25 protein-coding genes and 3 tRNA genes are annotated in these 24,396 nt (G+C 35.6%); 20 read left to right on the forward strand and 8 right to left on the reverse strand.

From position 1 onward, the window contains the following. Positions 1 to 65: 65 nt before the first annotated feature. The 3 genes from F3G75_RS01310 to F3G75_RS01320 are packed head-to-tail and all read left to right on the forward strand — an operon-like array spanning position 66 to position 2,522. A complete protein-coding gene (locus F3G75_RS01310; protein ID WP_149716269.1) occupies positions 66 to 1,406 on the forward strand; it encodes a rolling circle replication-associated protein in 1,341 nt (446 codons plus the stop codon). A gap of 10 nt (positions 1,407 to 1,416) precedes the next feature. After that, positions 1,417 to 1,650: a hypothetical protein gene (locus tag F3G75_RS01315; protein WP_149716270.1), complete on the forward strand. Its 234-nt coding sequence runs from the start codon at positions 1,417 to 1,419 to the stop codon at positions 1,648 to 1,650. Continuing rightward, entirely contained in the window at positions 1,650 to 2,522 is an 873-nt protein-coding gene (locus tag F3G75_RS01320; RefSeq protein ID WP_149716271.1) for a tyrosine-type recombinase/integrase, read from the forward strand. Before F3G75_RS01315 ends, F3G75_RS01320 begins: the two co-directional genes overlap by 1 nt. Positions 2,523 to 2,568: 46 nt before the next feature. Here F3G75_RS01320 and F3G75_RS01325 read toward each other — a convergent pair. The 4 genes from F3G75_RS01325 to F3G75_RS01340 all read right to left on the reverse strand — a co-directional run bounded on the left by F3G75_RS01325 (position 2,569) and on the right by F3G75_RS01340 (position 7,389). Then, a tRNA-Met gene (locus tag F3G75_RS01325) sits at positions 2,569 to 2,643 on the reverse strand. Between the two features lie 26 nt (positions 2,644 to 2,669). Continuing rightward, positions 2,670 to 2,744: transfer RNA gene (locus F3G75_RS01330), tRNA-Gln, on the reverse strand. Positions 2,745 to 2,851: 107 nt separating this feature from the next. Beyond that, positions 2,852 to 5,032, reverse strand: a complete 2,181-nt coding sequence (locus F3G75_RS01335) for an FtsK/SpoIIIE family DNA translocase (RefSeq protein WP_410470368.1) — start codon at positions 5,030 to 5,032, stop codon at positions 2,852 to 2,854. Positions 5,033 to 5,073: 41 nt separating this feature from the next. Further along, positions 5,074 to 7,389, reverse strand: coding sequence for a flagellin N-terminal helical domain-containing protein (locus tag F3G75_RS01340; protein WP_149716273.1), 2,316 nt, complete (start codon positions 7,387 to 7,389; stop codon positions 5,074 to 5,076). Positions 7,390 to 7,528: 139 nt separating this feature from the next. Between F3G75_RS01340 and F3G75_RS01345 the strand changes: the two genes are divergently transcribed. The 8 genes from F3G75_RS01345 (at position 7,529) to F3G75_RS09385 (ending at position 12,525) form a co-directional block, all read left to right on the forward strand. Further along, positions 7,529 to 8,275, forward strand: coding sequence for a YaaA family protein (locus tag F3G75_RS01345; protein WP_149716274.1), 747 nt, complete (start codon positions 7,529 to 7,531; stop codon positions 8,273 to 8,275). Between the two features lie 124 nt (positions 8,276 to 8,399). After that, positions 8,400 to 8,702 carry an HU family DNA-binding protein gene (locus F3G75_RS01350; protein WP_149716275.1) on the forward strand — a complete coding sequence of 101 codons (303 nt, stop codon included), beginning with the start codon at positions 8,400 to 8,402 and terminating at the stop codon, positions 8,700 to 8,702. Between the two features lie 68 nt (positions 8,703 to 8,770). Beyond that, positions 8,771 to 8,857: transfer RNA gene (locus tag F3G75_RS01355), tRNA-Leu, on the forward strand. A gap of 820 nt (positions 8,858 to 9,677) precedes the next feature. Further along, complete coding sequence (locus tag F3G75_RS09245) at positions 9,678 to 10,289, forward strand: S24 family peptidase (protein WP_149721924.1); 612 nt, start codon at positions 9,678 to 9,680, stop codon at positions 10,287 to 10,289. 17 nt (positions 10,290 to 10,306) lie between these two features. Continuing rightward, positions 10,307 to 11,122: a hypothetical protein gene (locus F3G75_RS01370; RefSeq protein WP_149716276.1), complete on the forward strand. Its 816-nt coding sequence runs from the start codon at positions 10,307 to 10,309 to the stop codon at positions 11,120 to 11,122. After that, entirely contained in the window at positions 11,119 to 11,298 is a 180-nt protein-coding gene (locus F3G75_RS01375; protein ID WP_149716277.1) for a hypothetical protein, read from the forward strand. Before F3G75_RS01370 ends, F3G75_RS01375 begins: the two co-directional genes overlap by 4 nt. An 83-nt stretch (positions 11,299 to 11,381) precedes the next feature. Next, entirely contained in the window at positions 11,382 to 12,113 is a 732-nt protein-coding gene (locus F3G75_RS01380; protein WP_149716278.1) for a hypothetical protein, read from the forward strand. Between the two features lies 1 nt (position 12,114). After that, entirely contained in the window at positions 12,115 to 12,525 is a 411-nt protein-coding gene (locus F3G75_RS09385; RefSeq protein WP_149716279.1) for an AC76 family protein, read from the forward strand. A 21-nt stretch (positions 12,526 to 12,546) separates the two neighbouring features. Here the strand turns inward: F3G75_RS09385 and F3G75_RS09250 are convergent, their stop codons facing one another. After that, a complete protein-coding gene (locus F3G75_RS09250) occupies positions 12,547 to 12,708 on the reverse strand; it encodes a hypothetical protein (protein ID WP_188115370.1) in 162 nt (53 codons plus the stop codon). Then, positions 12,701 to 12,982 carry a hypothetical protein gene (locus F3G75_RS01390; RefSeq protein WP_223154424.1) on the reverse strand — a complete coding sequence of 94 codons (282 nt, stop codon included), beginning with the start codon at positions 12,980 to 12,982 and terminating at the stop codon, positions 12,701 to 12,703. The genes F3G75_RS09250 and F3G75_RS01390 overlap by 8 nt, the downstream gene beginning before the upstream one ends. A gap of 100 nt (positions 12,983 to 13,082) precedes the next feature. Here F3G75_RS01390 and F3G75_RS01395 point away from each other — a divergent pair, with 100 nt between their 5' ends. The 8 genes from F3G75_RS01395 (at position 13,083) to F3G75_RS01430 (ending at position 21,466) form a co-directional block, all read left to right on the forward strand. After that, positions 13,083 to 14,852 carry a response regulator gene (locus tag F3G75_RS01395; RefSeq protein WP_149716281.1) on the forward strand — a complete coding sequence of 590 codons (1,770 nt, stop codon included), beginning with the start codon at positions 13,083 to 13,085 and terminating at the stop codon, positions 14,850 to 14,852. A 98-nt stretch (positions 14,853 to 14,950) separates the two neighbouring features. Continuing rightward, complete coding sequence (locus F3G75_RS01400; RefSeq protein WP_149716282.1) at positions 14,951 to 15,856, forward strand: AEC family transporter; 906 nt, start codon at positions 14,951 to 14,953, stop codon at positions 15,854 to 15,856. A gap of 62 nt (positions 15,857 to 15,918) precedes the next feature. Further along, entirely contained in the window at positions 15,919 to 16,173 is a 255-nt protein-coding gene (locus F3G75_RS01405; RefSeq protein ID WP_054196512.1) for a pyruvate kinase, read from the forward strand. A gap of 9 nt (positions 16,174 to 16,182) precedes the next feature. Continuing rightward, positions 16,183 to 16,845, forward strand: a complete 663-nt coding sequence (locus tag F3G75_RS01410) for a response regulator transcription factor (RefSeq protein ID WP_149716283.1) — start codon at positions 16,183 to 16,185, stop codon at positions 16,843 to 16,845. Further along, positions 16,838 to 18,007 (forward strand): sensor histidine kinase, encoded by a 1,170-nt coding sequence (locus tag F3G75_RS01415; RefSeq protein WP_149716284.1) that lies wholly within the window; start codon positions 16,838 to 16,840, stop codon positions 18,005 to 18,007. Before F3G75_RS01410 ends, F3G75_RS01415 begins: the two co-directional genes overlap by 8 nt. 126 nt (positions 18,008 to 18,133) lie before the next feature. Continuing rightward, positions 18,134 to 19,609 carry an aldehyde dehydrogenase family protein gene (locus F3G75_RS01420; RefSeq protein WP_149716285.1) on the forward strand — a complete coding sequence of 492 codons (1,476 nt, stop codon included), beginning with the start codon at positions 18,134 to 18,136 and terminating at the stop codon, positions 19,607 to 19,609. Between the two features lie 126 nt (positions 19,610 to 19,735). Continuing rightward, a complete protein-coding gene (locus F3G75_RS01425; protein WP_149716286.1) occupies positions 19,736 to 20,437 on the forward strand; it encodes a metallophosphoesterase in 702 nt (233 codons plus the stop codon). Positions 20,438 to 20,440: 3 nt separating this feature from the next. Beyond that, positions 20,441 to 21,466 carry a hypothetical protein gene (locus tag F3G75_RS01430; RefSeq protein ID WP_149716287.1) on the forward strand — a complete coding sequence of 342 codons (1,026 nt, stop codon included), beginning with the start codon at positions 20,441 to 20,443 and terminating at the stop codon, positions 21,464 to 21,466. Between the two features lie 90 nt (positions 21,467 to 21,556). Here the strand turns inward: F3G75_RS01430 and F3G75_RS01435 are convergent, their stop codons facing one another. Both F3G75_RS01435 and F3G75_RS01440 read right to left on the reverse strand, forming a co-directional pair. Next, on the reverse strand, positions 21,557 to 22,378 hold the full coding sequence (locus tag F3G75_RS01435; RefSeq protein ID WP_149716288.1) for a YihY family inner membrane protein: 822 nt from the start codon (positions 22,376 to 22,378) through the stop codon (positions 21,557 to 21,559). Positions 22,379 to 22,381: 3 nt separating this feature from the next. Further along, complete coding sequence (locus tag F3G75_RS01440) at positions 22,382 to 23,104, reverse strand: plasminogen-binding N-terminal domain-containing protein (RefSeq protein WP_149716289.1); 723 nt, start codon at positions 23,102 to 23,104, stop codon at positions 22,382 to 22,384. A gap of 113 nt (positions 23,105 to 23,217) precedes the next feature. On the opposite strand from F3G75_RS01440, the gene F3G75_RS01445 reads away from it, so the two are divergent. Beyond that, complete coding sequence (locus tag F3G75_RS01445; protein WP_149716290.1) at positions 23,218 to 24,387, forward strand: peptidoglycan DD-metalloendopeptidase family protein; 1,170 nt, start codon at positions 23,218 to 23,220, stop codon at positions 24,385 to 24,387. Positions 24,388 to 24,396: the final 9 nt, after the last annotated feature.

Genomic DNA, 24,396 nt, shown 5'->3' on the forward strand with positions numbered 1-24,396 from the left:
CGAAGTCCGCCACAAAGCAGCCCTTGTCAAATTAATAAAAAACTCTTAGGTTTAAGGAAGCGATTATGCGAGCGAGAAATTTATATGGTGTTTCTCCCCTTGACGTTGAGCTTTGCCAAGCAAAGCTTGATAGCCAAAGGGAATATATGCGCTCTTTCTCTTTTGTTAATGTTAATGGCCAGGTTAGAAATTTGCTAGATATTTCAATGTCGGCTAACTTTAGCGATAAATATTACGCCGAAGTGTCCAACCGCGTGAATGTATTTAGCTCTTTTGCTATTGATTATTTTCAAGTCCCAGTATTTTTAACTATCACTCTTAACGGCTGCTTTAGGGGTGCATTAAATGGCAATTATTCTAAATTTATGCCGATTGATTATAGATATTTGCCTGATGAAGTTAAGTATAAGGCTAAAAATTCAGCACCTTTAAGTATTTCTGATTTAGTGGCCGTTCTTAATCATCAATGGAATTTATTTATTATGCGATATTCCTATAAATTTAAAAAAATCGACAGAAGCTATATAAGGTGCTTCGAGCCACATAAAAAAGACGGCGTGCCACACATTCACGCTTTATTTTACGTCCCAGCTCATACAATAGACTTTATGAAAAGAATTTATACTGATATTTTTTATGCTCCACAAAACCTAAAAACAAATGCTATCACAAGCGAGCAAGAAAAAAACGGCGAATTAAACGGCTTTCAAACCAGTATCAATAATCCTAGTGGCTATGTTATGAAGTATATCCAAAAGACTTTCATTAACCTAAAAGAAACCCAAGATTTTGACGAACTTTCAGCCTGGTATGTAAAACACAAAGTAAGAAGATTTATAAGCTCACGTACTAAAGTGCCATTATGGGTATATAGGAAGATTAATTTTATTAGCACGATGCAAGATTTTTATCACTTAAACGACTTAACAAACGACCACAGAGCAATACTCGAGTGGTATAAAAAAGATGATTACATATATATAAATTTGCCTTTCAATAAAGAAGAGATTATTTATTTAAATGGCAGATTGGAGCATTATATAAGCGGTAGGCTTATGAATTTTTACGATAGATTGAAAATTGATGGCCAAAAAGATGAAAACGCCCAAGATGAAATAAAGAGCTTTGGCAACTCCTTAAAACAAAGGCAAATTTTAAAGCTTTGCGATGAGCTTTTTAAAAGCGATGAAAAGCCTAAACCAGTAAGTAGAATGAAAGATTACGAGCTAGTTAATTATTATCAAAGCTTGGGTGGCGATGTAAATGCCCAGCATTTAGCCTATGTTGAAAATTTAATGCTTGATAGAAATTTAGATAATTTTACACACTATCATGAAAGGCACGATTTAAATGCTCCTGATATTGATAGCTTTGTAGATAGATTTTTGATTTGTAATGAGTTTTAAGGAGTATATTATGAAAAATTTATTAGTTGATTGTTCTCACTATCCTTTTTGTTATTTTCCACAATTAGATTTAGGTATTTCTGTAGAAGAATTTCATTTATATAATTATGAAGAATTTGATAATACCTTTTTTGAAACTTATTATTCTTTTTCTAAATATGGTTTGTGTGATTTTTCTAGTTTTGATGATCTTCTTGATGCTTTTGCTAAAAAATTTGATTATGATTGTTTTGAGCATATTTAATGACACTAAATGAGCTTTTTAATAATTACATTAGCTTTTACGAGCTTATTTTAAGCCCAACCACTCTAAGAAGCGATATAGCTACTTATAACAAGCATTTTAAAAACTCACTTGGCTTAAGAGAAATAGAAGATATAAATTTTATCGATATACAAAAGTTTTGCAATGATCTTATAAAGCAAGATTACAAGATAAAGACTATTAAGAATATCGTTGCAAAGCTAAAGGTTATTTTCAAGCTAGGTATAAAGCTAGAGTTAATAAATAAAAATCCTTGCGATTTTATTGAGCTGCCAAAGTTTGATAATAAAAGGTATTTTGATTACTCGATCGCTATTCAAAAACGCTTTATTAAGGCTATTAGTGAAAATACAGATGCAAGCTCTGATATATTCTTTTTTCTACTTCATGGTAGACGAAAGAATGAAGTATTAAGCTTAAAATTTAGCGATATAAATTTTAAGACTAGGACTTATATTATCCCCTTTAAAATCAATAAGGCTAAAAGAAATATGATTTATAAAATGAGCGATGAGCTTTTTAATCGTCTTTATAAAAGATTTTTGATAGCTAAGAAAGAAAATAAGCTAAACGATTATGTCTTTATTAATCCTATGACTAACGATAAATTTAAAGACTTGCGTAAAAGCTGGGCTTCACTTCTTAAAAAGAATAACTTACCTAAAATCAGGCTTCACGATATAAGGCATTTGATCGGCACATATTCAATTAATTATTTAAAAATTCCGATCGAGCAAGTATCATTTACATTGGGGCATACAAATATAACTACAACACAAAAATATATTACTGCAAACGTTAAAAAATCTAAAGAAACTATCGAAAATTTACTAAAATCAATTTCAGGATAGTTTAAGCATTTTAAAAAGTGTTTCAAATATCGATAAAATGGGCATTTGGTTGCGGAGGACGGATTTGAACCGCCGACCTTCGGGTTATGAGCCCGACGAGCTACCACTGCTCTACTCCGCGATAAGTATTATTTTGGATTTAAAAAGTGGATGGGGTAAGAGGATTCGAACCTCTGAATGACTGGACCAAAACCAGTTGCCTTACCGCTTGGCGATACCCCAATGTTTTTAAGAGTTGTAATTATATAGATTTTAATGTGCTTTGTCAAGACTTTTTAGAATTTTAATAAAAATTAAAATTCTAAAATTAAAGCAATTTATGACTTTAGCTATAAAATTTCTCTTTGACCTTTTGCATTCACTGGACTTAAAACACCCATTTTTTCCATTTGCTCTATTATATTTGCAGCTTTGTTGTAGCCTATTTTTAGACGTCTTTGCAGATAACTGATCGACGTTTTTTGCTCACTTAAAATGATCTCTTTAGCCTCTTCATAAAGCTCATCAAGTTCATCTTCTCCTAGAGCACCAGCAGCCACGCTTCCGCTTGTACCTTCTTCTATTAAAAATTTCTCGTCATAAACTACATCTTGTTGCTCTTTTAAGAAATTTACAACCGTTTCTATCTCTTTTTCGCTAGCAAATGGTGCATGAAGTCTGATCACTCCAGGACTTCCAGGAGGTGTAAACAGCATATCACCGCGCCCTAGCAAGCTCTCAGCTCCCATTTGATCAAGGATAACCTTACTATCGATCCTCTGCCCTACTCTATAACTTATCCTACTTGGTAAATTTGCCTTTATAAGCCCAGTCACGACATCTACACTTGGGCGCTGAGTGGCGACTATCAAGTGGATACCACTAGCCCTTGCCATCTGTGCTAGGCGGCCGATATAAAGCTCCACATCCTTGCCACTAGTCATCATAAGATCGGCTAACTCGTCAATGATCACAACGATGTACGGGAACTGCTCACCACCTTCCTCTTTCATCTTTTCATTGTAGCTCTCTATATTTTTCGTACGAGTTTGACTCATTATCTTATATCTTCGCTCCATCTCAGCGACCATATTGGCAAGTGCAGTGATCGCTTTTTTAGCCTCTGTAATAACTGGAGTTAGAAGATGTGGAATATCGTTATATATGCTAAATTCAAGCATTTTTGGATCGATCATCATTAGGCGCAAAGTTTGTGGGCTATTTCTATAAAGCAAACTTAAAAGCATCGCGTTTATACCCACACTCTTGCCAGATCCTGTAGTTCCAGCGATTAGCAAATGAGGTAGTTTTTTAAGATCAGTCACAAAAGGGGCACCGACGATATCTTTACCAAGTGCCATAGTTAGCGGGCTACTTGCATTTTTAAAGACTTCGCTCTCTAAAATTTCCTTTAGATATATAGTTTCTAAATTTTGATTTGGCACCTCGATGCCTACGACATCTTTACCAGGGATCGGCGCTTGGATACGGATCGTTTGAGCCTTTAGTGCCATCGCTAGGTCATCTTGAAGTGTTAAAATTTTACTTACCTTGATATGTGGAGCTGGACGAAATTCAAATGTCGTAACGATAGGCCCAGTATAAGTTCTAACCACATCGCCGTCTATTTTAAACTTACGGAGCTTATCAAGCAAATTAGAAATTTGCTGATCGATTTCCGTTTCATTTACGCTGTGCGAGCGTTTTGGTGGATCGTTTAAAAATTTAAGCGGTGGTAAGACAAAATTCTTTGGCTTTTCCACATTTCCTCGCTCTATTTGATCAAGCAACTTCTTATTCTCAGCCACTTCGTTTAAAATTTCAACTCCGTTTATAGTTGAGGCCCTACTCTCTATTTCTGGCTCAGGCTCTAGCTCTTCATCTAAATTCTGTTCATCATCATTTAGTACCTGAGCTTCTATAAGCTCTTCTTCTTTTATATCATTATTCTTTTGTCTTTTGCGTTCGATTTTTGGAAGTTGTTTTTGTTTTATCTCTTTTAAATTTCTCTCTTCATGGACTTTTATCTCTTTATCTACAAAAGCCTTTCTTAAAACAATGATAAAATTTTCCCTAAAAGCAAGCCCAAGTGAGATAATAAACATCATAAGTATAGCAACCGCAGTGCCGATAGAGCCGATCACCTCTTTTAAGGCACTAACTATAAAATTTCCAATTATACCGCCATTTGTACTTGAAGCACTCAAGGCTTGAAACATCAAAAAAGCTATAAAAAAGAGAAAAATTCCTACCAAAAACTGAGCAAAATCAAAATCAAATTTCTTAAAATTTTTATAGACAAAATAGCCCAAAATGATCAATAAAAATGGATAAACATACGCGATAAGTCCAAAATATTTGATATTTAAAATACCAAGGCTTTGTCCAAGCGAGCCAACAAAATCAGCAGTTGGAGCAGCTGTAGCGATACCAAAATATATAAAAATGCAAACAAAAATTGTAAATAATATATGTCGTAAAATTTTAGATCCTTTATAAAAAAGGCTTATTATAGCACGCTTGAGTTTAATTTTAAAAAATCAGCAAGCTAGGCGGCCTGCTGATTTAAATTTTAATTTAAATAATTTAGCAAGCTTAGTTGATTTATCTTTGCACTTGCTTGTAGGGTTGCTTGATAAGATAGTGAAAGCTGCGTAAATTTCAAATATGACTCCGCATAGTCTGCATCAATTACATCATTTTTAACAGTTTGCACATTCACTTTCATTACTTCGGCTCGCTCTTTTGTAGCTGTTAAAAGTCTTGATTGAGAGCCGATCTTTGTAAGCTCTTTATTTGCATGATCTATTAAATGATCAAGCCTTTGTAATGCACCTTGCATGCCGGTATTTCGTGGGTCATTACTATTTGCATCAGCTCTATAATATCCTTTTCTAACAGCTTCGATCATATTATCAAGGTCTTGAAAAACGCTCGTACTTGGCTCATCAATAGTTAAAGCATTATTTTCATTAAAGCTAAAGACAGAACCCTTTCCTTGAGGGTGGCCAGCATTACCAGCCGTATCTCTACCAGTGCTATCGCCATCAAATTTATCGCTATTTTTTGCATCATGCATAGTTACTTCTATGTTTGTTACTGATTTTGTCTTATCAGTTAAAACCATTCTGCCTTTATCATCTAAAGTTGTCTCTACTGCGCCCTTTGTTTTTGACAAAGCCTCTTTATAGGCATTATAGTTTTGATCTCTTTTTACCCTTTCAATATCTGTATCAAAATTTGCGTTTTCTGCATGTGGAGGGTTTGGGATATTGTCGCTTGCTGCCATAGCAACGATATCCATGAGCTGCCTATAAGTAAAATCGCTAGCGTAAGTTCTGTAACTTCCAAACTCATCTGAGTTATAGACTGTTAAAGTTCTAGTTGCAGAAGGTGTGCCGCCTGGTGGTGTAGATGTTATTTCAAATTGTACTGGAGTATCTATACCCCCTGCTGTGCCCATTTTTACCTTTATGTCATATTTTGTACCAGTGATTGACTTTACTTGTAAATTTATCTCTTGGTTGTCGATATTAAAAAGCTCTCTCTTTCTAGCATCAACATCTTTTGGATATAAATTTCTATCGTAGCTCTCTTTTGTACCAGAGACTTCGCTTAGCTTTGTCTGATCTGTTGCATATTCGCCCGTTCTTCTGGCTACTTGAGGTAAATTTGCAATTAGCTCATTATCCTTTCTTTCAAATCTAACCTTATCATAGTCAAATGCATTTGTCGCATTTCCATCTTTATCGGTATATTTGCTCTTTACAAACTCAGTGATATGAACCGTTTTTGGAACGTTATTTGCCATAGTTTCAAGGTCTTCAAGAGAATTTACCGCATCAAGCGCGTTGTTTTGAGCGATTGCGCCGCGATTTGGTGCTACTGATGTGGCTGCAACCATATGAAAGTCAATAGTTTGATTACCTTTAGTAAGATCTTTTATATTAAATTGTCCATCGTTATTTATGCTTACATCAACAACTTTTGTCGTTTTTGTATTGCCAAATTCCATACCGATTTTTTCCATAAGTCCAGCCATTGTTGTATTTGCACTCATCTTAAATTTGCTAGTAAATGTCGTGCCGTCTGGCTTTTTGCCTTGCATGAAAAAATATGTATCTGGAAAATTTACATTTGAATTATCTAAAAAATCATAATCCGGATTTATTGTGCCATTGTAAGAGCCGTCACTTCTAACCACTGAATCACTAGCGTAATTTAGTCCGATCATATTTTTTATCTTGCTGTTATCGTTTAGAAATTTTGGCGCATAAGAGATGTCGGTTCTAGTTTGATCAGCCAAACGAACATTTGTAGTCAAAATTTTACTGTAATCACCATCTTTTCCTAAAAATAGATCATATCCTGGGATATTGTAAGGAAGCTCAACCTGAGTGCCAGCTGATGTTTTCATATAATCACGGTTACCTTGATACTTTCCTGCACCATCTATTGGCTTTGTATCAACAGCACTTCCAGAAAACAAGAACTGTCCATTAACCGAAGTGTTTGCAATATTCACAAGGTGATTTTTTATGCCTTGAAGATCATTTGCTAAAGCCTCTAGCGATGTCTTACTATGCACGCTGCTAGCTGCTTGGACTACTTTCGTCTTAAAATTTTCAAGCTGTTTTTCAAACTCTTGCAATGCATTATCTGTATTTTTTGAGAAATTTACAGATTTGCCAGTGGCATCAACTACTTGAGTGAGAGTAGTCGCTTCATAATCAAGCCTCATCGCATCATTGTAAGTCGCAGCACCATCGTATGGATCTTGAATTTTCAAACCATTTGAGAGCTGCTTATAGCTTTTATTTACACCAGTCATATTTTTTTGGTAGTCATGCAAAGTCTGACTAAAACGTAGTTGGTTTGTTATTCTCATAATTTTTTCCTAAATTTTTATTCACTCTAAGCAAAAATGATTCCGCTTGTTTTTATATCGGTAAAAATTTGATTTTTTTTAGCACAAAAATTTTATTGTATAATCCAATAAAAATTTATATATAAAATAGGTAAGAAAAATGGCACTAAAAATTCTCTTTTCCCCAAGCGAAAGTAAAATTTCTCTAAATACGAATAATAAATTTAATGGTAAGGATTTGATATTTCCAGAGCTTTTTGACGAAAGAGTTGAAATTTTAAACAGATACGATGAGTTTTTAAAAAACGCAAATTTAGACGAGATAAAAAAGCTTTTTGGACTAAAAGAGCTTGAAGAGAGTAAGCAGCTGCGAGAAAGCCTATCTCAAAAAGGCAGCATAAAAGCTATTTTAAGGTATGATGGAGTGGCTTATAAACATCTAAACTATCGTGGTTTAGACAATGAGGCGCAAAAATATATAGATAATAATGTTTTAATATTTTCAAATTTATTTGGACCTATCTTAGCAAAAGATGAGATAGCTGAATACAAACTAAAGCAAGGTGAAAAGCTAGGTAGCTTTGAAATTTCAAAATTTTATGAAAAAAAATTTAGTAAAGCGGTTGATGATTTTTTACAAAATGATGAGATCTTAGACCTTAGAGCTAAGTTTTATGAAAAATTTTACACTATAAAAAAAGAATACATAACTTTTTGTTTTGTAAAAAATAAAAAAATAGTGAGTCATCACGCAAAAGCGTATAGAGGCGAAGTCTTGCGCCAGATAGCAAATAAACTTATAAAAAATAAAGATGAACTAATGAGCTTAAATTTTAAAAATTTAAAGCTTATTGATATGAAAAAGATTGATCTAAAGACCGAGCTTATGTTTGAAATTTGCGAGTAAATTTTTAAAAAAATAGCATTTTTTGTTAAAAAAACGTAAAAAAGAGCTAAATTTAGGGAAAAAGTATTGTATTTTTTTTTAAAAGAGTGTAATATAGCCACATAACTTCTTAAAAGGATGGTTCATGAAAAAAGCTGAATTTATTCAAGCTGTTGCCGATAAGGCTGGTCTTTCAAAAAAAGATACTCTAAAAGTTGTTGATGCTACTTTGGAGACAATCCAAGCAGTTCTTGAAAAAGGCGATACAATTAGCTTTATAGGCTTTGGTACTTTCGGTACTGCTGACAGAGCTGCAAGAAAAGCTAGAGTTCCTGGAACTAAAAAAGTTATCGACGTTCCTGCTAGCAAAGCAGTTAAATTCAAAGTTGGCAAAAAACTTAAAGAAGCAGTTGCTGCTAGTGCTGCTAAAAAAGGTAAAAAGAAATAATTTCTTTTTCGGGGAGCAACTCTCCCCTTTTTCCTCTCACACAAAATTTAAATTTCAATCTTACTTTAGCCCGAGTGGTGAAACTGGTAGACGCGCCAGACTCAAAATCTGGTAAGGGCAACCTTGTGTCGGTTCGAGTCCGACCTCGGGCACCATAACACTAAATCTTAAGACTTCCCAAAAACATCCAAAAGTATAAAAATTCCCGATATAGACGGATTTTAAAGATATTTTTGCGTATATTTTAAAATACCAAAGGATATAAAAATATATTTGCAAATAATCATTTTTTACTAAATAATAATGGAGTAAAATAAAAAAGCACAAAAGGACTCCGTAAAAAAATGCCAAAGATACACACACCGCTAACGGATAGAGAGATCAGGATACTAAAAGCCGAAGGATAAGATTTGTAAGAAATGCGACGTCAGAGGTTTATATATTTTCGTGGATCCTTGCGGTCGTAAATATTTTGCTCTCGAATACAAAAGCCCGGCCGATAATAAAATCAAAAGGCTAAATTTAGGAGACCCCTCCCGAGTTTAGTTTGGCCATGGTACGCAAGGAGAGATTTAAGCTAGAGCAAAAGGTAAGAGACAGCATCGACGTCAAACGTGAGAGCTAGATAAACGAGTAGGCTAATTTTAAAAAGCTCGCGCAAAGATAGCTTGAAATAAAAGCCGCTAGCGTAGAGCCAAATACCCTATATAGAGATAAAAGGCTGCTTGAGATGATGAAGCGGTCTATTCGCTTTTAAATTAAATTTGGCAATCAGCCTACTATATCGCGCCGCATTCGTGCTCCTTAACCTCTCCGAACTCTTTTCAAGAGCTTAACTGCGTTTTGAAGTTTCATTTTTCATCCTTTTTGATATAATTGCTTAATTAATATTTGAATTATACTAAATTTTTATGAGTATATCAAGATAAATTTAGTATTTTACTAATTATTTTTAGTATTAGAGAAAGGGGTAAAATGGACGCTTTTGATGGGCAAATGCAAGAATTATATGATTATTACGGTGTTGCAAACGATAATCAGCTATCTAAAAAACTTGCGTTAAGTAGCAATTCGGCAATAGCAGCTTGGAGAAAAGATAGAAAAATACCCACAAAATACTTATTAAAAATTAGTATAGAAAAAAACAGTAGTCATCAAAATTTGGATGATGCCGATCTCTACTTCATCCGTAAAACGACATCCGTTAAAGCAAGCGCGGGCGGCGGTAACGAGCTAGAGGGCGTGAAGAGCTACCAAACGGGCGAGCTGATGCCGATTGCCAAGGCCTTCTTTAAAGTTCCGCCCGGCAAAAACCTGAGTAGCATGGAGGTGGACGGCGAGAGCATGACGCCGATGCTAAGGAGCGGGGATTGGGTTATTTTTCGCGAGGACGGCGCATTTGCCGGAGACGGGCTTTACGTGGTAAATTTTAGCGATCAGCTCATGGTAAAAATCCTGCAACTCACGCCGCGCGGCATGCTTAAAATCGTTTCGGTTAATCCGAATTTTCAAAGCTACGAGATCGATCTAAACGAAACCCAGGAGCATTTTAAAATCGTGGGTAAAGTAGTAAAGAGTATAGTTTAAATTTTAAGGAGAAGCAAATGCTCTTTATTGTAGGCGCTATAATCTCATTCTTTTGCATTATTATGAGCATATCGATGTTTTATGTCGGCGATATAGGCGGAGGGTTTAGCTTTTTGATACCGTCCATTTTAATGATTTGGGCGCTTGCGTCAAAACAAACAAAAAAGAAGGTTAATCAGGAAAACGCGGATATAGAATGGCAAAGCGATAAAAATATATATGCCAGTAATCGCCTCCAATCAAACAATAGTAGCGATGACGTATTAAAGCAAATTCAAGAATCCAACCAATCTTTAAGCGATCTATTAAAACAATCTGAAAAAAGTTTAAACCAAAAGCCAGAGCAATATAATATTAATGACCTAACAAAGGATCTAAACGATGGCAAATTTACTAAATTTATGAACGTAGGCGAAACAGAAGAGATACCCGATGCGACCCAAGAGGAGCTAACAGAGGCCGATATTATAGCCGACGGCATAACGACTCCTCAGGAACTGAGCGAGCTGGGGCGCGGCGTTTCGTATCTCAACTTTAACGATCCGCGCCGCATAGCTTACTATAAAGCATGCCACAAACCTTACGGGTATTATATAAAATTCGGAGATTTTCCATTAAATTTAAAAACCGTATTTTATTACGAATGTCCCACCGAAAATATTATACATAGCATAGGCGAAATAATCGACCCGCAAGATTATAGGGCTTTAACCGATACCGAAAAGAGATTTTTTAAAAAGATTACCCTAGAAGATTATAATCACAGTAAAGGACGTTTCAAAACGCTCGTAAAAGACGGCATAACAAAAAATGGCATGGCCATAAAGACATGATCTCAAAAATTCAAAACTTGCAAGGACTACCGTCGTCCGCCGCTTTTGTAAAAGCAGGATATGAAAATTTAGAGGATATTGAAAAACTAAGCGATGAGCAAATACTTAGTATAAAGGGTATAGATGAGCTCAAGCTAGCAGAAATTAGAAATTTTTATAAAAATGGCGGATTATAAAAAATATGGAAAGCAATAATTTTAAAAAGCTATCCAGTTCAAGACGTTTTCGCAAAAGAATAAAACTAATTAAGGAGGAAAGAATGAAAGAACTAGAAAAAACCGTTTTTTGGGCTGGGATAAATTGGTGCAGAGTACTTCACGGCAAAAATAGCTACAATAAAGATACCCTAATAAATGACCGAGATCGTAAAGGGTTATCATATAAAACAGACCAAGGGGAGATGAAGCGAGCTTTTGAAGAATATATTGTCTCGCTGCTCGAATACGAAAAAATAAAAGCAGAGGTTATAAGAAATAACCACTTCAATAGCGACAACCAATACGATATTTTTATATCTCATTCTCATGCAGACATAGGCCTGGCTAAAAAATTAAGAGATGTTCTATGGGATAAATTTAATTTTACCGGCTTTATAGATTCTGAACTTTGGGCAAATATAAATATTTTAGAGCGACACATAACAAGAGAGTATAGTTGTTGTATTACCCGAGACTTTTATAGGGCATTTGATATTATACTATCTACGTCATTAAATCAAGCATTATTAAATAGTAAATTTTTTATTTTTATAAAAACTGATAATTCAATAAAACTTGACAGAATGGACTCGCCTTGGTTATATTTTGAAAACCAAATAGCTAAAAATATTTTTTATAAAAAACCTAAAGGATCTTTGAATTTAGAATCAATAAATGAAAGTCAGGCATTAATAAAGCTTATAACAGTTGATTACAAGCCAGATAGTGACATTTTTGATGAAATTTCCGGCATAAATGATCTTGTTAAGTATTTTAAAGAATTAGGATATTAAAATGGAGAAGACTAACGAAAACATGCTTAAATATCTTGAATTTTTACAAAACATTATAACAAGGATGAATACGAATTCATTTCAGATAAAAACCTTTGCCATTACTATAGCATCCGCCATAATAGCGTTTTTTTACAACAAAAACTACGATAAATCGGCGCTGGTATTTTATATTGCCATGATACTGATATTTTGGATATTGGATGCTTATTATTTAAGGATGGAGAGGGCTTACCGAGATATATATAACGATGTTATAAAAGGAGAAAAATACGAGCTTTTTAATCTAAGCGCAAAAGAGAGACTTAAAAATTCGAAATTTAATTATTGTTGCATTATATTCTCTTGGTCTCTGGCGCCGCTGTATCTTTGCCTTATAATAATGGTTTTAATATCTCTCGTCTTTGCCTAATTTAGCCGCGACTACTCACGGCTAATCCCCAAAACTATACCCGTTATCGCTCACGGCCTGCGCCACAGCTTGCGGAGTAGCTTGCGATCCGTATAAATTTATATCGATCTTTTTGTTATCGGTTATTTGATTTTGGCTCATTTGCGACCTCATCTCGCGGCGATCCTGCGCGATTTTATCCACAGACCCGGCTGTAGTTTGTTCGCCGATCGCGCCGGAGACGTTTTTTCGCCTCGCTTAAGCCCGTTTTTCCGCTTATCCATTTTCTTAGCTTAGAGTCAACTATGAAATTAAATATATCTTTTATCGCGCCTATTATCCACTGAAGCGGCTTAGTTACGAAATCTATAACCGCCACAAAAACCTTTCCTATCGTCCGACCAGCATCGGCAAAACCCACCAAGCTCTCCTTAGTAGCTTTGCTTTGAGAGAAGAACGAGCTAAAACAATCAACCATTTATGCTTACATATTAATCCGACCTCGGGCACCATTATTTACCTAAATAATTTCTAAATTTATCCGATATTATCTGCAACATCTTTAAAAAGGATTTTAGATGAATATTGCATCTTTAAAATATAACTTTATAAATTTAAAAGATTTAGAAAATCCTACAGATATGCTCCATGCCTTTAAAAATAAACAAGGTTTAGAGATAAATAACGAACAAATTTCGAATTTAAAAGAAAGTATCAAGGCAAGCAAGGTTATAAATATCACTGATTCCGAGATCAAAGAGCAAAATAGACACAAAATCCTACAAAAAGTAGAAGAAATTTTAAATAACTACTCAAAAAATCTCATCTACAGCAACAATAAAATTCACTCCGATGAACTTTCTAGAGGATATCATTTTAGTGAAAATGCCTACTTTGAAAATATAAAAGCTTCAGATAGTAGCAGCATGCTATCTACACTAAAAAGTGGATACTTAGAAAATACAAAATTTAAAAATTTAAACGATTACGCTTACTCAAACACTTTAAAAACAAAATATGGCGAAGTAGAAGTATTTTTAGATATTTACGGCGATAACGATAAGCTTGGCACTACAAAATTAGAAAATAATAGCTATCTTTTTAGCTTTGATAGCAACAATGACGGCGTGCTAGACCAAAAAGATATACTCTTTGATAAGCTAAAAGTAAGGGGTTACGACAAAGATGGAAATGAAAAAATAGCAAATTTAAGCGATGTGATGCCAAGGGTTGATCTTAGGCAGTTTATAAGCACAAACATCATAAATCACAACCAAATAGAAAGAGAAGAGCTAAATCGTAAAGCAATGATCACAAATAATCCCGATCTTTACGTAGATACAAAAGATATTGACTATAGACACTCTTACTACGCCTCAGATCCAAATACTTTATTCGCTGCAGAAAACAGATATGAAAAGATAGAGAAAAATGATATAAATAATTTCTTTAAAAAATATGCCCAAAATGACGGCTGGGTCGATCTAAGACACAATAATATCTTTGGCAAAGATAGCTCTTTTAAAAATTTTGCCTATCTTAAAGTGGGTTTTGATGATACTGCAAGATTAAGCGAGTTTAATCCAATCATTGAGCCGAGCAAAGATTACAAAAAAGATGAAAATTTCTCATATACAAAATTTCAAAAAGATAGTTTTATGAAATTTTACAAAGATTATAACGCTGAGTTTGACGCATATAACAAGATGATAGAAAATCTTGGCAATAATTTAAAGAAATTTGAAGAAAATGCAGACGCTTATATATCAAAGCTTGAGAAGACAAAATCAGCCAAAATGATCGCGATGGAAAATGAATTTAAGCAAGCAACTGGACTTGAGTTTAGTGTCTCAAATTTAAAAAAAGTAAAAAAGGCTTTTATAACAAATGAAGCCACAGCTGCCGCATCTTTGCAAGATAGCGATAGTGTCATAGCTATGAAGCTAAACAAAGATGGCACCATAAGACTAAAATTTGATAGTGGTAGAGAGATAGACGTAAAAGAGCTTTATAACGATACTGGCAAGCTAAATACATCAAGTGAGCTAAAAACTAGCATAAATTTAGAGGCAAAAGAGATGAATAATGTGCAGCTAAATAGCTTGGATTTTAAAGATATTGGCTTCATGCAAGGTGATAAAATCGTAAGCCTAAAAGATGCTGGAGCGATCGCTATTGCCAATCTATCTAATAAATTTGAGAGTAAATTTTTAATCAGTCTAAATAATGGCAAAAGCATATCTACAAGAGAAATTTATAATATCAGCTATCTTGAAAATGATTTAAAGAGTAAAGAAAAGATAGATGAGAGAGATAAATTTTATAAAAAGATTGATATTAAGGCATAAATTTTGAGAGCAAATTTTAAAAAAGGTTTATTGTAATTTAATCTTATGGGTCCTATAATCAATTTTCCGTAAAAATTTAGATTTATAAAGAGAATGCCATGAACTTTACTCCACTTTTTGCAATTTTTTTCATAATCGCAACTGGTTTCTTTGCTAAAAAAGTCGGCATTGTTGAGCAAAAGCACTCGATCCCATTTGTGGATTTTGTCCTTTGTTTTGCAATGCCTGCGCTAATCTTTGACAAAATTTATCACGTAAACGTCGATGTTTCGCTTATAAATACAATTTTAATTGGCTTTGGCTCAACAGCTATCAGTGCTGTCATGGCATTGGTACTTGGTAAGATCTTTAAATTTACTAAAGTAACAACTGTTAGTATGGTCATGCTAAGCCTTTTTGGTAATACCCTATTTGTCGGTATGCCTGTCATTCAAGGCTTCTTTGGCGATGCGATGGTAAATGAGGTCATCTTTTACGATCAAATAGCCACTGGTATCCCACTTTCGATCCTTGGGCCACTTATCCTCTCTTTTGCTGCACCAGAGAAGGTTTCTCTATTTCAAAATACGATGAAAATTTTAAAATTTCCGCCATTTATTGCGCTTATTATGGCTCTTATCTTAAAAGAAGTCCCACTTCCAGATTTTATCTTTGCGCCACTTAGGATGTTTGAAGGTAGCGTTACTCCGGTGGCACTTTTTGCGATTGGTGTTGGACTTAACTTTAGCAGTATCACAAGCACATACAAAGGTGTTAGTGTCGTGCTTTTATGCAAGATGATCTTGCCAGCTATCATATTTTTCATCATATTAAAATTTTCAGGTATCCAAATGAATAGAACATGGGTAGTTGGTCTTTTTCAATGTGCAATGCCAACATCAGCCCTTGCAAGCGCAATGATCATAAAAGCTGGGCTTGATAGCTCGCTAGCCATCTCGTCAGTGGCCATAGGCGTGCTGTTTTCATTTATCACGCTTCCGGTTATCTATTTTGTATTTGCGTAAATTCACACTCACTTAACACTAAAGAGATAGTATTTCATCATATTTCATTTAAAGGAGACGTTATGAAGAAATTACTACTAGTTGCACTTGGTGCTATGTTTATGCTTGGTGGTCTTGCAAATGCTACTGAAATGATGAAAAAAGATGACATGGGCAAAGACGAGATGATGAAGAAAGAGCAGATGATGAAAGATGACATGGGCAAAAAACCCATGATAAAAAAAGATGAAATGAAAAAAGATGACATGGGCATGAAAGACGAAATGAAAAAAGACGACATGGGTATGAAAAAAGACGAAATGAAAAAAGGCATGTAAAGGTGCTTAATGGTTAGAATTTTGCTCGTTGAAGATGATGAAATTTTACTTGATCTCATCAGTGAGTATCTAGTCGAAAATGGCTACGATGTCACCACTTCAGATAACGCAAAAGAAGCGCTTGATCTCGCCTACGAGCAAAATTTCGACCTGCTTATACTTGACGTCAAGCTCCCAAAAGGAGATGGCTTTTCACTTCTTTCTTCCTTAAGAGAGCTAGGTGTTAGCGCACCTAGCATCTTTACCACCTCGCTAAATACTATTGATGATCTTGAAAAAGGCTACAAAAGTGGCTGCGACGACTATCTAAAAAAGCCATTTGAGCTAAAAGAACTACTCATACGTATACAAGCACTTCTAAAGAGAAATTTCTCGCATCACAGTGGCGATGCGATCAAAATTTCAAGCGAATTTAGCTTTCATCCACAGAGCAAAACACTAAGCAAAGATGGTAAAAATGTAAATATCTCGAGTAAAGAGAGCGACCTACTCGCGCTATTTTTGCAAAACAAAGGCAAAATTTTAACCAAAGATGAGATTTTTAATAAAATTTGGAAATTTGACGAGGAGCCAAGCGAGCTTAGCCTTCGTGTCTATATCAAAAATTTACGCCAAATTTTAGGCAAAGATGCCATTTTAAATAGGCGTGGGGACGGCTATGTATATGTCTGAAAAGACACAAATTTTATTTAAAATTTTATCCCTTTATCTTGTTAGCACTGTGCTATTTTTAGGATATTTTTTCATACATGACTATAAAAACAAAAAAGAAACGCTCATTTTAAACGAGGTGAAGTCTTTAAAAGAGATAAAAATGGGCATTTACATGAAAGCTAGAATGAATGGACTTGACTCAATTTCAAGTCTAACAAAAGAAAAAGGCGTGCATGCTTGCATCGTGCTAAAAAATGGTGAGAAAATTTATAAAGACTTTGACTGCCAAAAGATCGACAAAAGCAAAAATGTAAATTTGATCGGCGGCAAGGTCGCGATATTTGAAAATATCCAGTACATGGACGACAACACTACAGACGAGCTCTCACACGCAGATATTTTTCTAGTTGGTAAAGATATCAAGGCTGAAATTTTATCTTTACAAATTTCAACCACGCTAAAGGCACTCTTTTTCTTTTTTGCTCTGCTCTTTGTCGCCTTTTACCTAGCAAAACTGAGCCTAAGACCGCTTTATGAAAAGATAGATACGCTAAACCGCTTTATAAAAGACTCAACACACGAGATAAACACGCCTCTAAGCGTCATCTCAATGAGCATAGAAACAGCCGATCTTGACAACCTAAATGAGCGAAATTTAAAGCGCTTTAACAACATCAGCCTTGCTGCAAAGAGCCTAAATAACATTTATGACGCGCTCGTTCATCTAAGCTTTAACCTAGATAAGCCTAGCAAAAAAGAGCTCATAGACCTAAATTTACTAACCAAACAAAGGCTGAACTATTTCTCGCCTTTTTTTGCCAAACGCGGACTTAAGATAGATGCTAGCCTAAAGCCTAGTTTTATAAACGCAGACCTTGAAGATGTGAGTAAAATTTTAGACAACCTCTTAAGCAACGCCTCAAAATATGCAGCACCAAATTCAAAAGTTAGCATCATTTTAGAGCCAAATTTCTTTAGCATAAGCAACACTGGGCGTGGCATCAGTAAAGAGCAGCAGATGAAAATTTTTGATCGTTACACGAGATTTAACGACGATCAAGGTGGCTTTGGCATAGGGCTAAATTTAGTTAAAGAGTGCTGCAAGAAAAACGGTATCGCCGTAAAATGCCAAAGTGAGCTTGATGGCAAGACTACGTTTTCGCTCTCCTGGCAGAGTTAAATTTAAAACAATCCTACTCTAAATAATAAAATTTATTAAAAAAGAGAATTTATGTCCAAAATTTATTTTTGATAAATTTTATTAATATTATAATCCTTTTACAAAATCTTAATCAAGGAGAAAAGTATGAAACTACTTGAAAAATACGGGCTTTTCATAAATGGTGAGTGGCGTGATGCAAAAGACGGCGCTACACTTGATGCCAAAAATCCAGCAAACGGCGAGCACCTTGCAAAGATCGCTGACGCTACCGAAGAAGATGTAAATGACGCAGTTCGTGCTGCACGTGAGGCTTTTAAGAAATTTAAACACACCACAATTAGCGAGCGAGCAAAGCTACTAAACAAGATCGCTGATATCATCGATGAGCACAAAGAGCACCTCGCAAAAGTCGAGAGTATGGACAACGGCAAGCCGATTAGAGAGACGCTAAATGTCGATATCCCTTTTGCAGCCGAGCATTTTAGGTACTTTGCTGGCGTTATCATGGGCGAAGAAGGCAGCGCAAACGTGCTTGATGAGAAGCAACTCTCTATCGTTTTACGCGAGCCAATAGGTGTAGTGGGTCAGATCGTGCCTTGGAATTTTCCATTTTTAATGGCAGCTTGGAAGCTAGCTCCGGTTATCGCAGCAGGCGATGCGAGCGTGTTTAAACCTTCAAGCGAGACAAGCCTAAGCGTGCTTGAGCTATTTAGGCTGATAGATAAAATTTTGCCAAAAGGCTTAATAAATATAGTAACAGGCAGAGGCAGCAAGAGTGGCGAGTGGATCAAAAACCACCCAGGCCTTGACAAGCTAGCATTTACTGGCTCAACCGAGATCGGCCGTGATATCGCCATAGCTGCTGCACGTCGCATTATCCCAGCCACACTTGAGCTTGGTGGCAAGAGTGCAAATATCTTCTTTAGCGACGCAAATTTAGACAAGGCGCTTGATGGTCTTCAGCTTGGAATTTTGTTTAACCAAGGTCAAGTTTGCTGCGCAGGATCTAGAATTTTCGTAGAAGAGAGCTTTTATGACAAATTTATCGAGGCTGCGGTTAAGAAATTTAGCACTATAAAAGTTGGCGATCCGCTTGATCCTAAGACTCAAATGGGCTCTCAGATCAATAAAAAACAAGCTGAGCAAATTTTAAACTACGTAGAGATCGGCAAAAAAGAAGGTGCAAAAGTGGCAGTCGGTGGCAAAGCCTACACAGCAAATGGTTGCGACAAGGGCGCATTTGTCGAGCCAACGCTGCTAGTTGATGTGACAAATGATATGAGAGTGGCTCAGGAGGAAATCTTTGGACCAGTTGGCGTTGTCATCAAATTTAAAGATGAAGCCGAGCTTATCAAAATGGTAAATGATAGCGAATATGGTCTAGGTGGCGGAATTTTCACGCAAGACATCACAAAAGCACTCCGCGTGGCAAGGTCTATGGAGACTGGCAGAGTTTGGGTCAATACCTATAATCAAATCCCAGCAGGCAGCCCATTTGGCGGATATAAAAACTCAGGCATAGGCCGCGAGACACACAAGATCATACTTGAGCACTACACTCAGATGAAAAACATCATGATTGACCTTACTGGCAAGGTTAGCGGCTTTTACGCACAATGATTTTAGGGGGCTTAGGCTCCCTACTGCTTTAAATTTCATAAATAAAATTTCTTTCTAAATTTATCAACAATTAACAATCTTTATTTTTAAGTTTAATAGACTAAAATTTGGCGCAAAGGAGAAAATTTGAGCGAGCAAATTTACATTATCGGCGACGTTCACGGCTGTTTTAACACGCTTTTAGAGCTTATCAAGCAGTTTCCAAACAAAGAAAAATCACAAATTTGCTTTGTAGGAGATGTGATAGATAGAGGGCCTTGTAGCTGCGAGACACTCGAGCTAATCATACAAAATGGCTACAAAATGGTCATGGGAAATCACGAGCGAAGGCTGCTAAGCAACAAAGATTTCTTTTTAAAAAATAAAATACCATTTGATACAAGTTGGTTTTACAATAATGGCGGCGAAGAGACATACAGATCATATCTAATTCAAAGCATAAATTTTAGAGAAAAACACATAGAATTTTTAGAGAGTATTCCAGTATATTTAGAGTTTAAAGACCACAAAAACCAAAACGGTGAGCATTTGGTCGTTTCGCACTCGGCTGTTGGTAAATTTTGGGGTTTAAGAGATGATGATAGCTCAAGAGATGAGTTTAGAAGGCATGTACTATCAGGCAGAGGCGATATGATGCAAGTTGAAGGTATATTTAATGTCTACGGACATACGCCAGTGCGTGAGGCTAAGCTCTATACGAATAGCGCCAATATCGATACAGGATGTGTTTTTAACGAAGAAGGATATGACGAGCTAAGTGCCTTAGAATTTCCATCGATGAAAATTTATACGCAAAAAAATGTTGAAAATTTTAATAAACAAGGATAAAAAATGTGGTTTTCTAAAAAGAGCTCTAGCTTTGCAAGCAGAGTTGATAAATTTTGGAGCGAGTTTGGCAAAAATTTAGACGCCATCAAACAAAATTTAGAAGATAAAAATTTTGAAGCTGCAAGCAAAATGACCGAAGAAGCGCTAAATTTATGTTTAGTTGATCCAACTTTTATGATAGGCCTTATTGATGGCAAGATCGATCTAGTACTCACTCCAGAAGGACTTAAACATAGGCTTTTGTGGCTTAAATTTATCAAATCGCGCATGCCAAAAGAGTATGAGGCAAAGCTTGCTTGCACACTTGGCAAACCACGTGCACCACGAAACGTCGCTACTATACAAATGTATGGCGCAAGCGTTGATGCAAATGAGGTCATGGTCTATGCAAATTTCAACGACAAAAGTGTAGATATGTGCCTATATAACGAAACTCTAAGCAAGCTTAAAAGCGAAGATGAAAATAAGGCTTATACATTATCGCTCATACTTTGTGACAACGTAGTTGGCGAGATGATCATGATAAATATGCTTGGAGAATTTGAGATAATAGACGAGCCAAGAGAAAAAGGCGTGCCACTGATCGACTTTGCCGATCTTATAGATGAGAAATTTGGTAAAGAAGCCTCAAACGAGCCGCTTAAGAATTTTATGGTCTATGAGCTAGAGCCTCGTTCAAACAAGCTACGTGACGACGTTTTCACAGGATTTACATCTCTTAGCGAGCTACTAAACGAGTACTACGACGGTGCAAGCGATACTTATAACGAAGCTTTTGAGCTTGGCATAAATTTTTGCTTTTTAGCCATATCTCACGGTGGCGACATACAGTTTGGCGTTGATAGCAAAAACAAAATTTCAGATGCACTAAAAGAGAGTGAAATTTGCGAGATCATAGGTGAAGCAAATGGCGAGATGCGATCTTACATAGATCTTATCTGCTTTGACAAAGACGAGCTAGAGAAAAAGACTAAAGAATTTAGCAAAGAACTTGGCGTAAAGATAGAAATTTGCGAGTTTAAACGCTGATTTTACATAAGATTTTACATAAAATAATACAAATCACACTAGTTGGTAAATTTATAAAAATATATTGCCAGTTGGTGTGAACTATTAAATTTATCTTTTAAATTTTGAGCTATTTGAGAGATAAGCACAAAGCTTTAGCCCATATAAAAAGATGATCCACGATATATAGATCCAAACAAAGAAAAAAAGCACAGCCGAAAACGAGCCATAGACGCTTAGATAGGTTTTGTTGTAAAGGACGTAGTAGACAAAGGCTGACTTTCCAAGATACCAAACAAGCGAGGCTGCAAACGAGCTAAAAAGTGCGCTTTTAAACTTTATCTCGTCATTTACTGAGATGAGATATGTGATGCAAAATATCGCCCAGATGATGAGATATGGGAATATGCTCAAAAAATTTATCGAGCTTGTGATTACGTTTGAGTTTAGCATCTCTTGAATGAGGCTTGAAAGATAAAAACTACCAGCAAGACCAAGTGGCGCAAGCGTGATAAGAGTCCAATACGAGCTAAGTGCTGACCAAAATCCTCTAGCTCTACTTGCACGTGTCACTTTTAAAACTACATATTCATAGTCGCTAAAAAACATGGCCGATGTAAATATCATCGCTACAAAGCCAACTATACCTAAATTTCCACTATTTTTTAAGAAATTTTGCAAATAGTTTGAGATGATCTCTTGGTTACTTGGCAAAAGAGCTGAAAATATAAAATCTTGAATCTTGGCGTAATATTCCTCAAAGCTAGGCAATTTTGTAAAAATAGAAAACGATATAAGAAGCATCGGAATGATCGATAAAATCGTATGAAAACTAAGGCTTGAGGCGTAGTGAAAGAGCTCTTTGTCCTTAAGTGTTGGGAGCAAATTTAAAAGCTCCTTTAAATTTTGCTTGCTTAAGGACAAACGGCTCATTTATTAGTTGTTTTCTTCAAAAAGTTTTTCGTAGTGAGCATCGTAGTTGTTGATGTGCTCGCTATTTAGCTTCCAAAACACAGTGTCTATATCACTAACTCTTGTATAAAAAGGAAGCTGATAGTACTCAACCTCGCCGCTTTTAAATTCTTTTAGCACATTAAAACTTTGGCAATCAGCAAAAACACTTCTGCCGTCCATTGCTATGAAAATTAAACCGGCTGCACTTTGAGCGCACATCTTTCTAAAGTCATCTCTGCTTGGATTTGGCTTGTACTCGTAGCTTAGATATGCTCCAATAAGATCTGGATGGATAAATATCATATTTGGAAACGCAGATGTGATCTCTTCATAAATTTCTTTATTTGGTACGATGATTAATGAGCGGTTATAAAGATAGTTTAGCACGACCATATCGCCATTTGCAGGCGCAATGCCTGGAAGTGGGAGCGCCTTTTGTTCAAGCAGATCAAACACCTCAAATCTAATCTTAGCAAAGCCAGAATTTTTTGAGATAACGCTAACTCTCGCGATGATAGAGCTATCAGTGTCAAATTTATGAAGTACGACACCACTTGAGCCGATTAAAATTTCTGGACTATCAACTATCGTCGCTGTACCATCACTATCGACGCTAATTATAGGAGTTCTATACTCATTTAAAGAAAAATTAGCCCCAAAAGCAAAGCCAAAAACTAGCGATAAAATCACAAATATACGTTTCAAAAATATCTCCTAAGTTTAAATTTTTAGAGCGATTATAGCCTAAAATGCTTTATCTTTTGCAAAATTAAAGCAAGTTTTAGTTAAAATCCCACCAGCTTTTTAAAAGGACATTAATGCCTCGTATTTTTATAATTTTTGCAATATTATCTATAAATTTATACGCTATAAAGCCAAGTGTCGACGAGCTTAGCTGGCCAAATGGAAGTAACTTCTTAAATTTCTTAGAGACAAACAAAATCCCACTTTCACTTTACTATAATTTAGCAACCGAAGATCAAGAACTAACAGAAGAGATCATCGCTGGCACAAAGTATCAAATTTATAAAGACGACAACGGCAACACCAAACAAGTACTAATCCCTGTTAGTGACGAGCTTCAAATGCATATTTTTAGAGATGACAATGATAAATTTAAGCTAGAATTTCTTCCCATCTCTTATCAAAGCGAAGATAAATTTTTAGCCTTAAAGGTGGACAAATCAGTCTCTGAAGACATTTTTGACTACACTGGCTCTGGCACGCTAGCTCTTGGCTTTAAAGAAATTTTTAAAGGAAGTGGCATTGATTTTAAAAAGATAAACAAAGGCGATACGATTGCTATCGTTTATAATCAAAAAATACGCATGGGCCGCTCTTTTGGTACTCCAGAAATTTATGCTGCGATGATAGAAACAAAAAATAAACGATATGTCATGTATAAATTTGAAGATAAATTTTATGATAAAAATGGCAAGAAAAATGATAAATTTTTACTAGTCCGCCCTCTTTCAAACGCCAGAATCACATCGGCTTTTACCCTAAAAAGATGGCACCCTATTTTACAAAGATATAGAGCGCACCTTGGCGTTGACTACGGTGCTCCAAAAGGCACACCTATCAAGGCAGCAGGTGATGGCACAGTAAAATTTGTCGGACAAAAAAGCGGATATGGCAGAACCGTCATCATCTCTCATGCTGGCGGCTATGAGACACTTTATGCTCACCTAAATGGCTTTGCTAAAGGTATGAAAGTTGGTTTAAAAGTCAAGCAAGGTACACTTATAGCCTACGTTGGCACAAGTGGTATGAGTACAGGACCGCACCTGCATTTTGGTCTTTATAGAGATAATAAGCCTATCAATCCAGAAAGTGCAATAAAGGTCGTTAAAAGCCTTGAAGACAAAAAAGAATCAGCTAAATTTAAAGCAGTTGTTAGTAAAAATGACGAGCTAATAAAAAATGCTTTAAATAATGAAAAAGAGTACCACAAAGTGGAATTTTTTCCTAATGTAATAGAATTTTAAAGGTAAAAC

Source organism: Campylobacter concisus (assembly GCF_902460705.1).
Classification (GTDB): domain Bacteria; phylum Campylobacterota; class Campylobacteria; order Campylobacterales; family Campylobacteraceae; genus Campylobacter_A; species Campylobacter_A concisus_Z.

Excerpts from the sequence above, each read along its gene's own strand:
- F3G75_RS01410 (WP_149716283.1), top strand. The coding sequence starts at position 16,183 with ATGGTTAGAATTTTGCTCGTTGAAGATGATGAAATTTTACTTGATCTC.
- F3G75_RS01420 (WP_149716285.1), top strand. The coding sequence starts at position 18,134 with ATGAAACTACTTGAAAAATACGGGCTTTTCATAAATGGTGAGTGGCGT.
- F3G75_RS01435 (WP_149716288.1), bottom strand. The coding sequence starts at position 22,378 with ATGAGCCGTTTGTCCTTAAGCAAGCAAAATTTAAAGGAGCTTTTAAAT.
- F3G75_RS01370 (WP_149716276.1), top strand. The coding sequence starts at position 10,307 with ATGCTCTTTATTGTAGGCGCTATAATCTCATTCTTTTGCATTATTATG.
- F3G75_RS01315 (WP_149716270.1), top strand. The coding sequence starts at position 1,417 with ATGAAAAATTTATTAGTTGATTGTTCTCACTATCCTTTTTGTTATTTT.
- F3G75_RS01380 (WP_149716278.1), top strand. The coding sequence starts at position 11,382 with ATGAAAGAACTAGAAAAAACCGTTTTTTGGGCTGGGATAAATTGGTGC.
- F3G75_RS01405 (WP_054196512.1), top strand. The coding sequence starts at position 15,919 with ATGAAGAAATTACTACTAGTTGCACTTGGTGCTATGTTTATGCTTGGT.
- F3G75_RS01445 (WP_149716290.1), top strand. The coding sequence starts at position 23,218 with ATGCCTCGTATTTTTATAATTTTTGCAATATTATCTATAAATTTATAC.
- F3G75_RS01340 (WP_149716273.1), bottom strand. The coding sequence starts at position 7,389 with ATGAGAATAACAAACCAACTACGTTTTAGTCAGACTTTGCATGACTAC.
- F3G75_RS01415 (WP_149716284.1), top strand. The coding sequence starts at position 16,838 with ATGTCTGAAAAGACACAAATTTTATTTAAAATTTTATCCCTTTATCTT.
- F3G75_RS01310 (WP_149716269.1), top strand. The coding sequence starts at position 66 with ATGCGAGCGAGAAATTTATATGGTGTTTCTCCCCTTGACGTTGAGCTT.
- F3G75_RS01375 (WP_149716277.1), top strand. The coding sequence starts at position 11,119 with ATGATCTCAAAAATTCAAAACTTGCAAGGACTACCGTCGTCCGCCGCT.
- F3G75_RS01350 (WP_149716275.1), top strand. The coding sequence starts at position 8,400 with ATGAAAAAAGCTGAATTTATTCAAGCTGTTGCCGATAAGGCTGGTCTT.
- F3G75_RS01320 (WP_149716271.1), top strand. The coding sequence starts at position 1,650 with ATGACACTAAATGAGCTTTTTAATAATTACATTAGCTTTTACGAGCTT.
- F3G75_RS09245 (WP_149721924.1), top strand. The coding sequence starts at position 9,678 with ATGGACGCTTTTGATGGGCAAATGCAAGAATTATATGATTATTACGGT.
- F3G75_RS09385 (WP_149716279.1), top strand. The coding sequence starts at position 12,115 with ATGGAGAAGACTAACGAAAACATGCTTAAATATCTTGAATTTTTACAA.
- F3G75_RS01400 (WP_149716282.1), top strand. The coding sequence starts at position 14,951 with ATGAACTTTACTCCACTTTTTGCAATTTTTTTCATAATCGCAACTGGT.
- F3G75_RS01430 (WP_149716287.1), top strand. The coding sequence starts at position 20,441 with ATGTGGTTTTCTAAAAAGAGCTCTAGCTTTGCAAGCAGAGTTGATAAA.
- F3G75_RS01390 (WP_223154424.1), bottom strand. The coding sequence starts at position 12,982 with ATGGTTGATTGTTTTAGCTCGTTCTTCTCTCAAAGCAAAGCTACTAAG.
- F3G75_RS01345 (WP_149716274.1), top strand. The coding sequence starts at position 7,529 with ATGGCACTAAAAATTCTCTTTTCCCCAAGCGAAAGTAAAATTTCTCTA.
- F3G75_RS01395 (WP_149716281.1), top strand. The coding sequence starts at position 13,083 with ATGAATATTGCATCTTTAAAATATAACTTTATAAATTTAAAAGATTTA.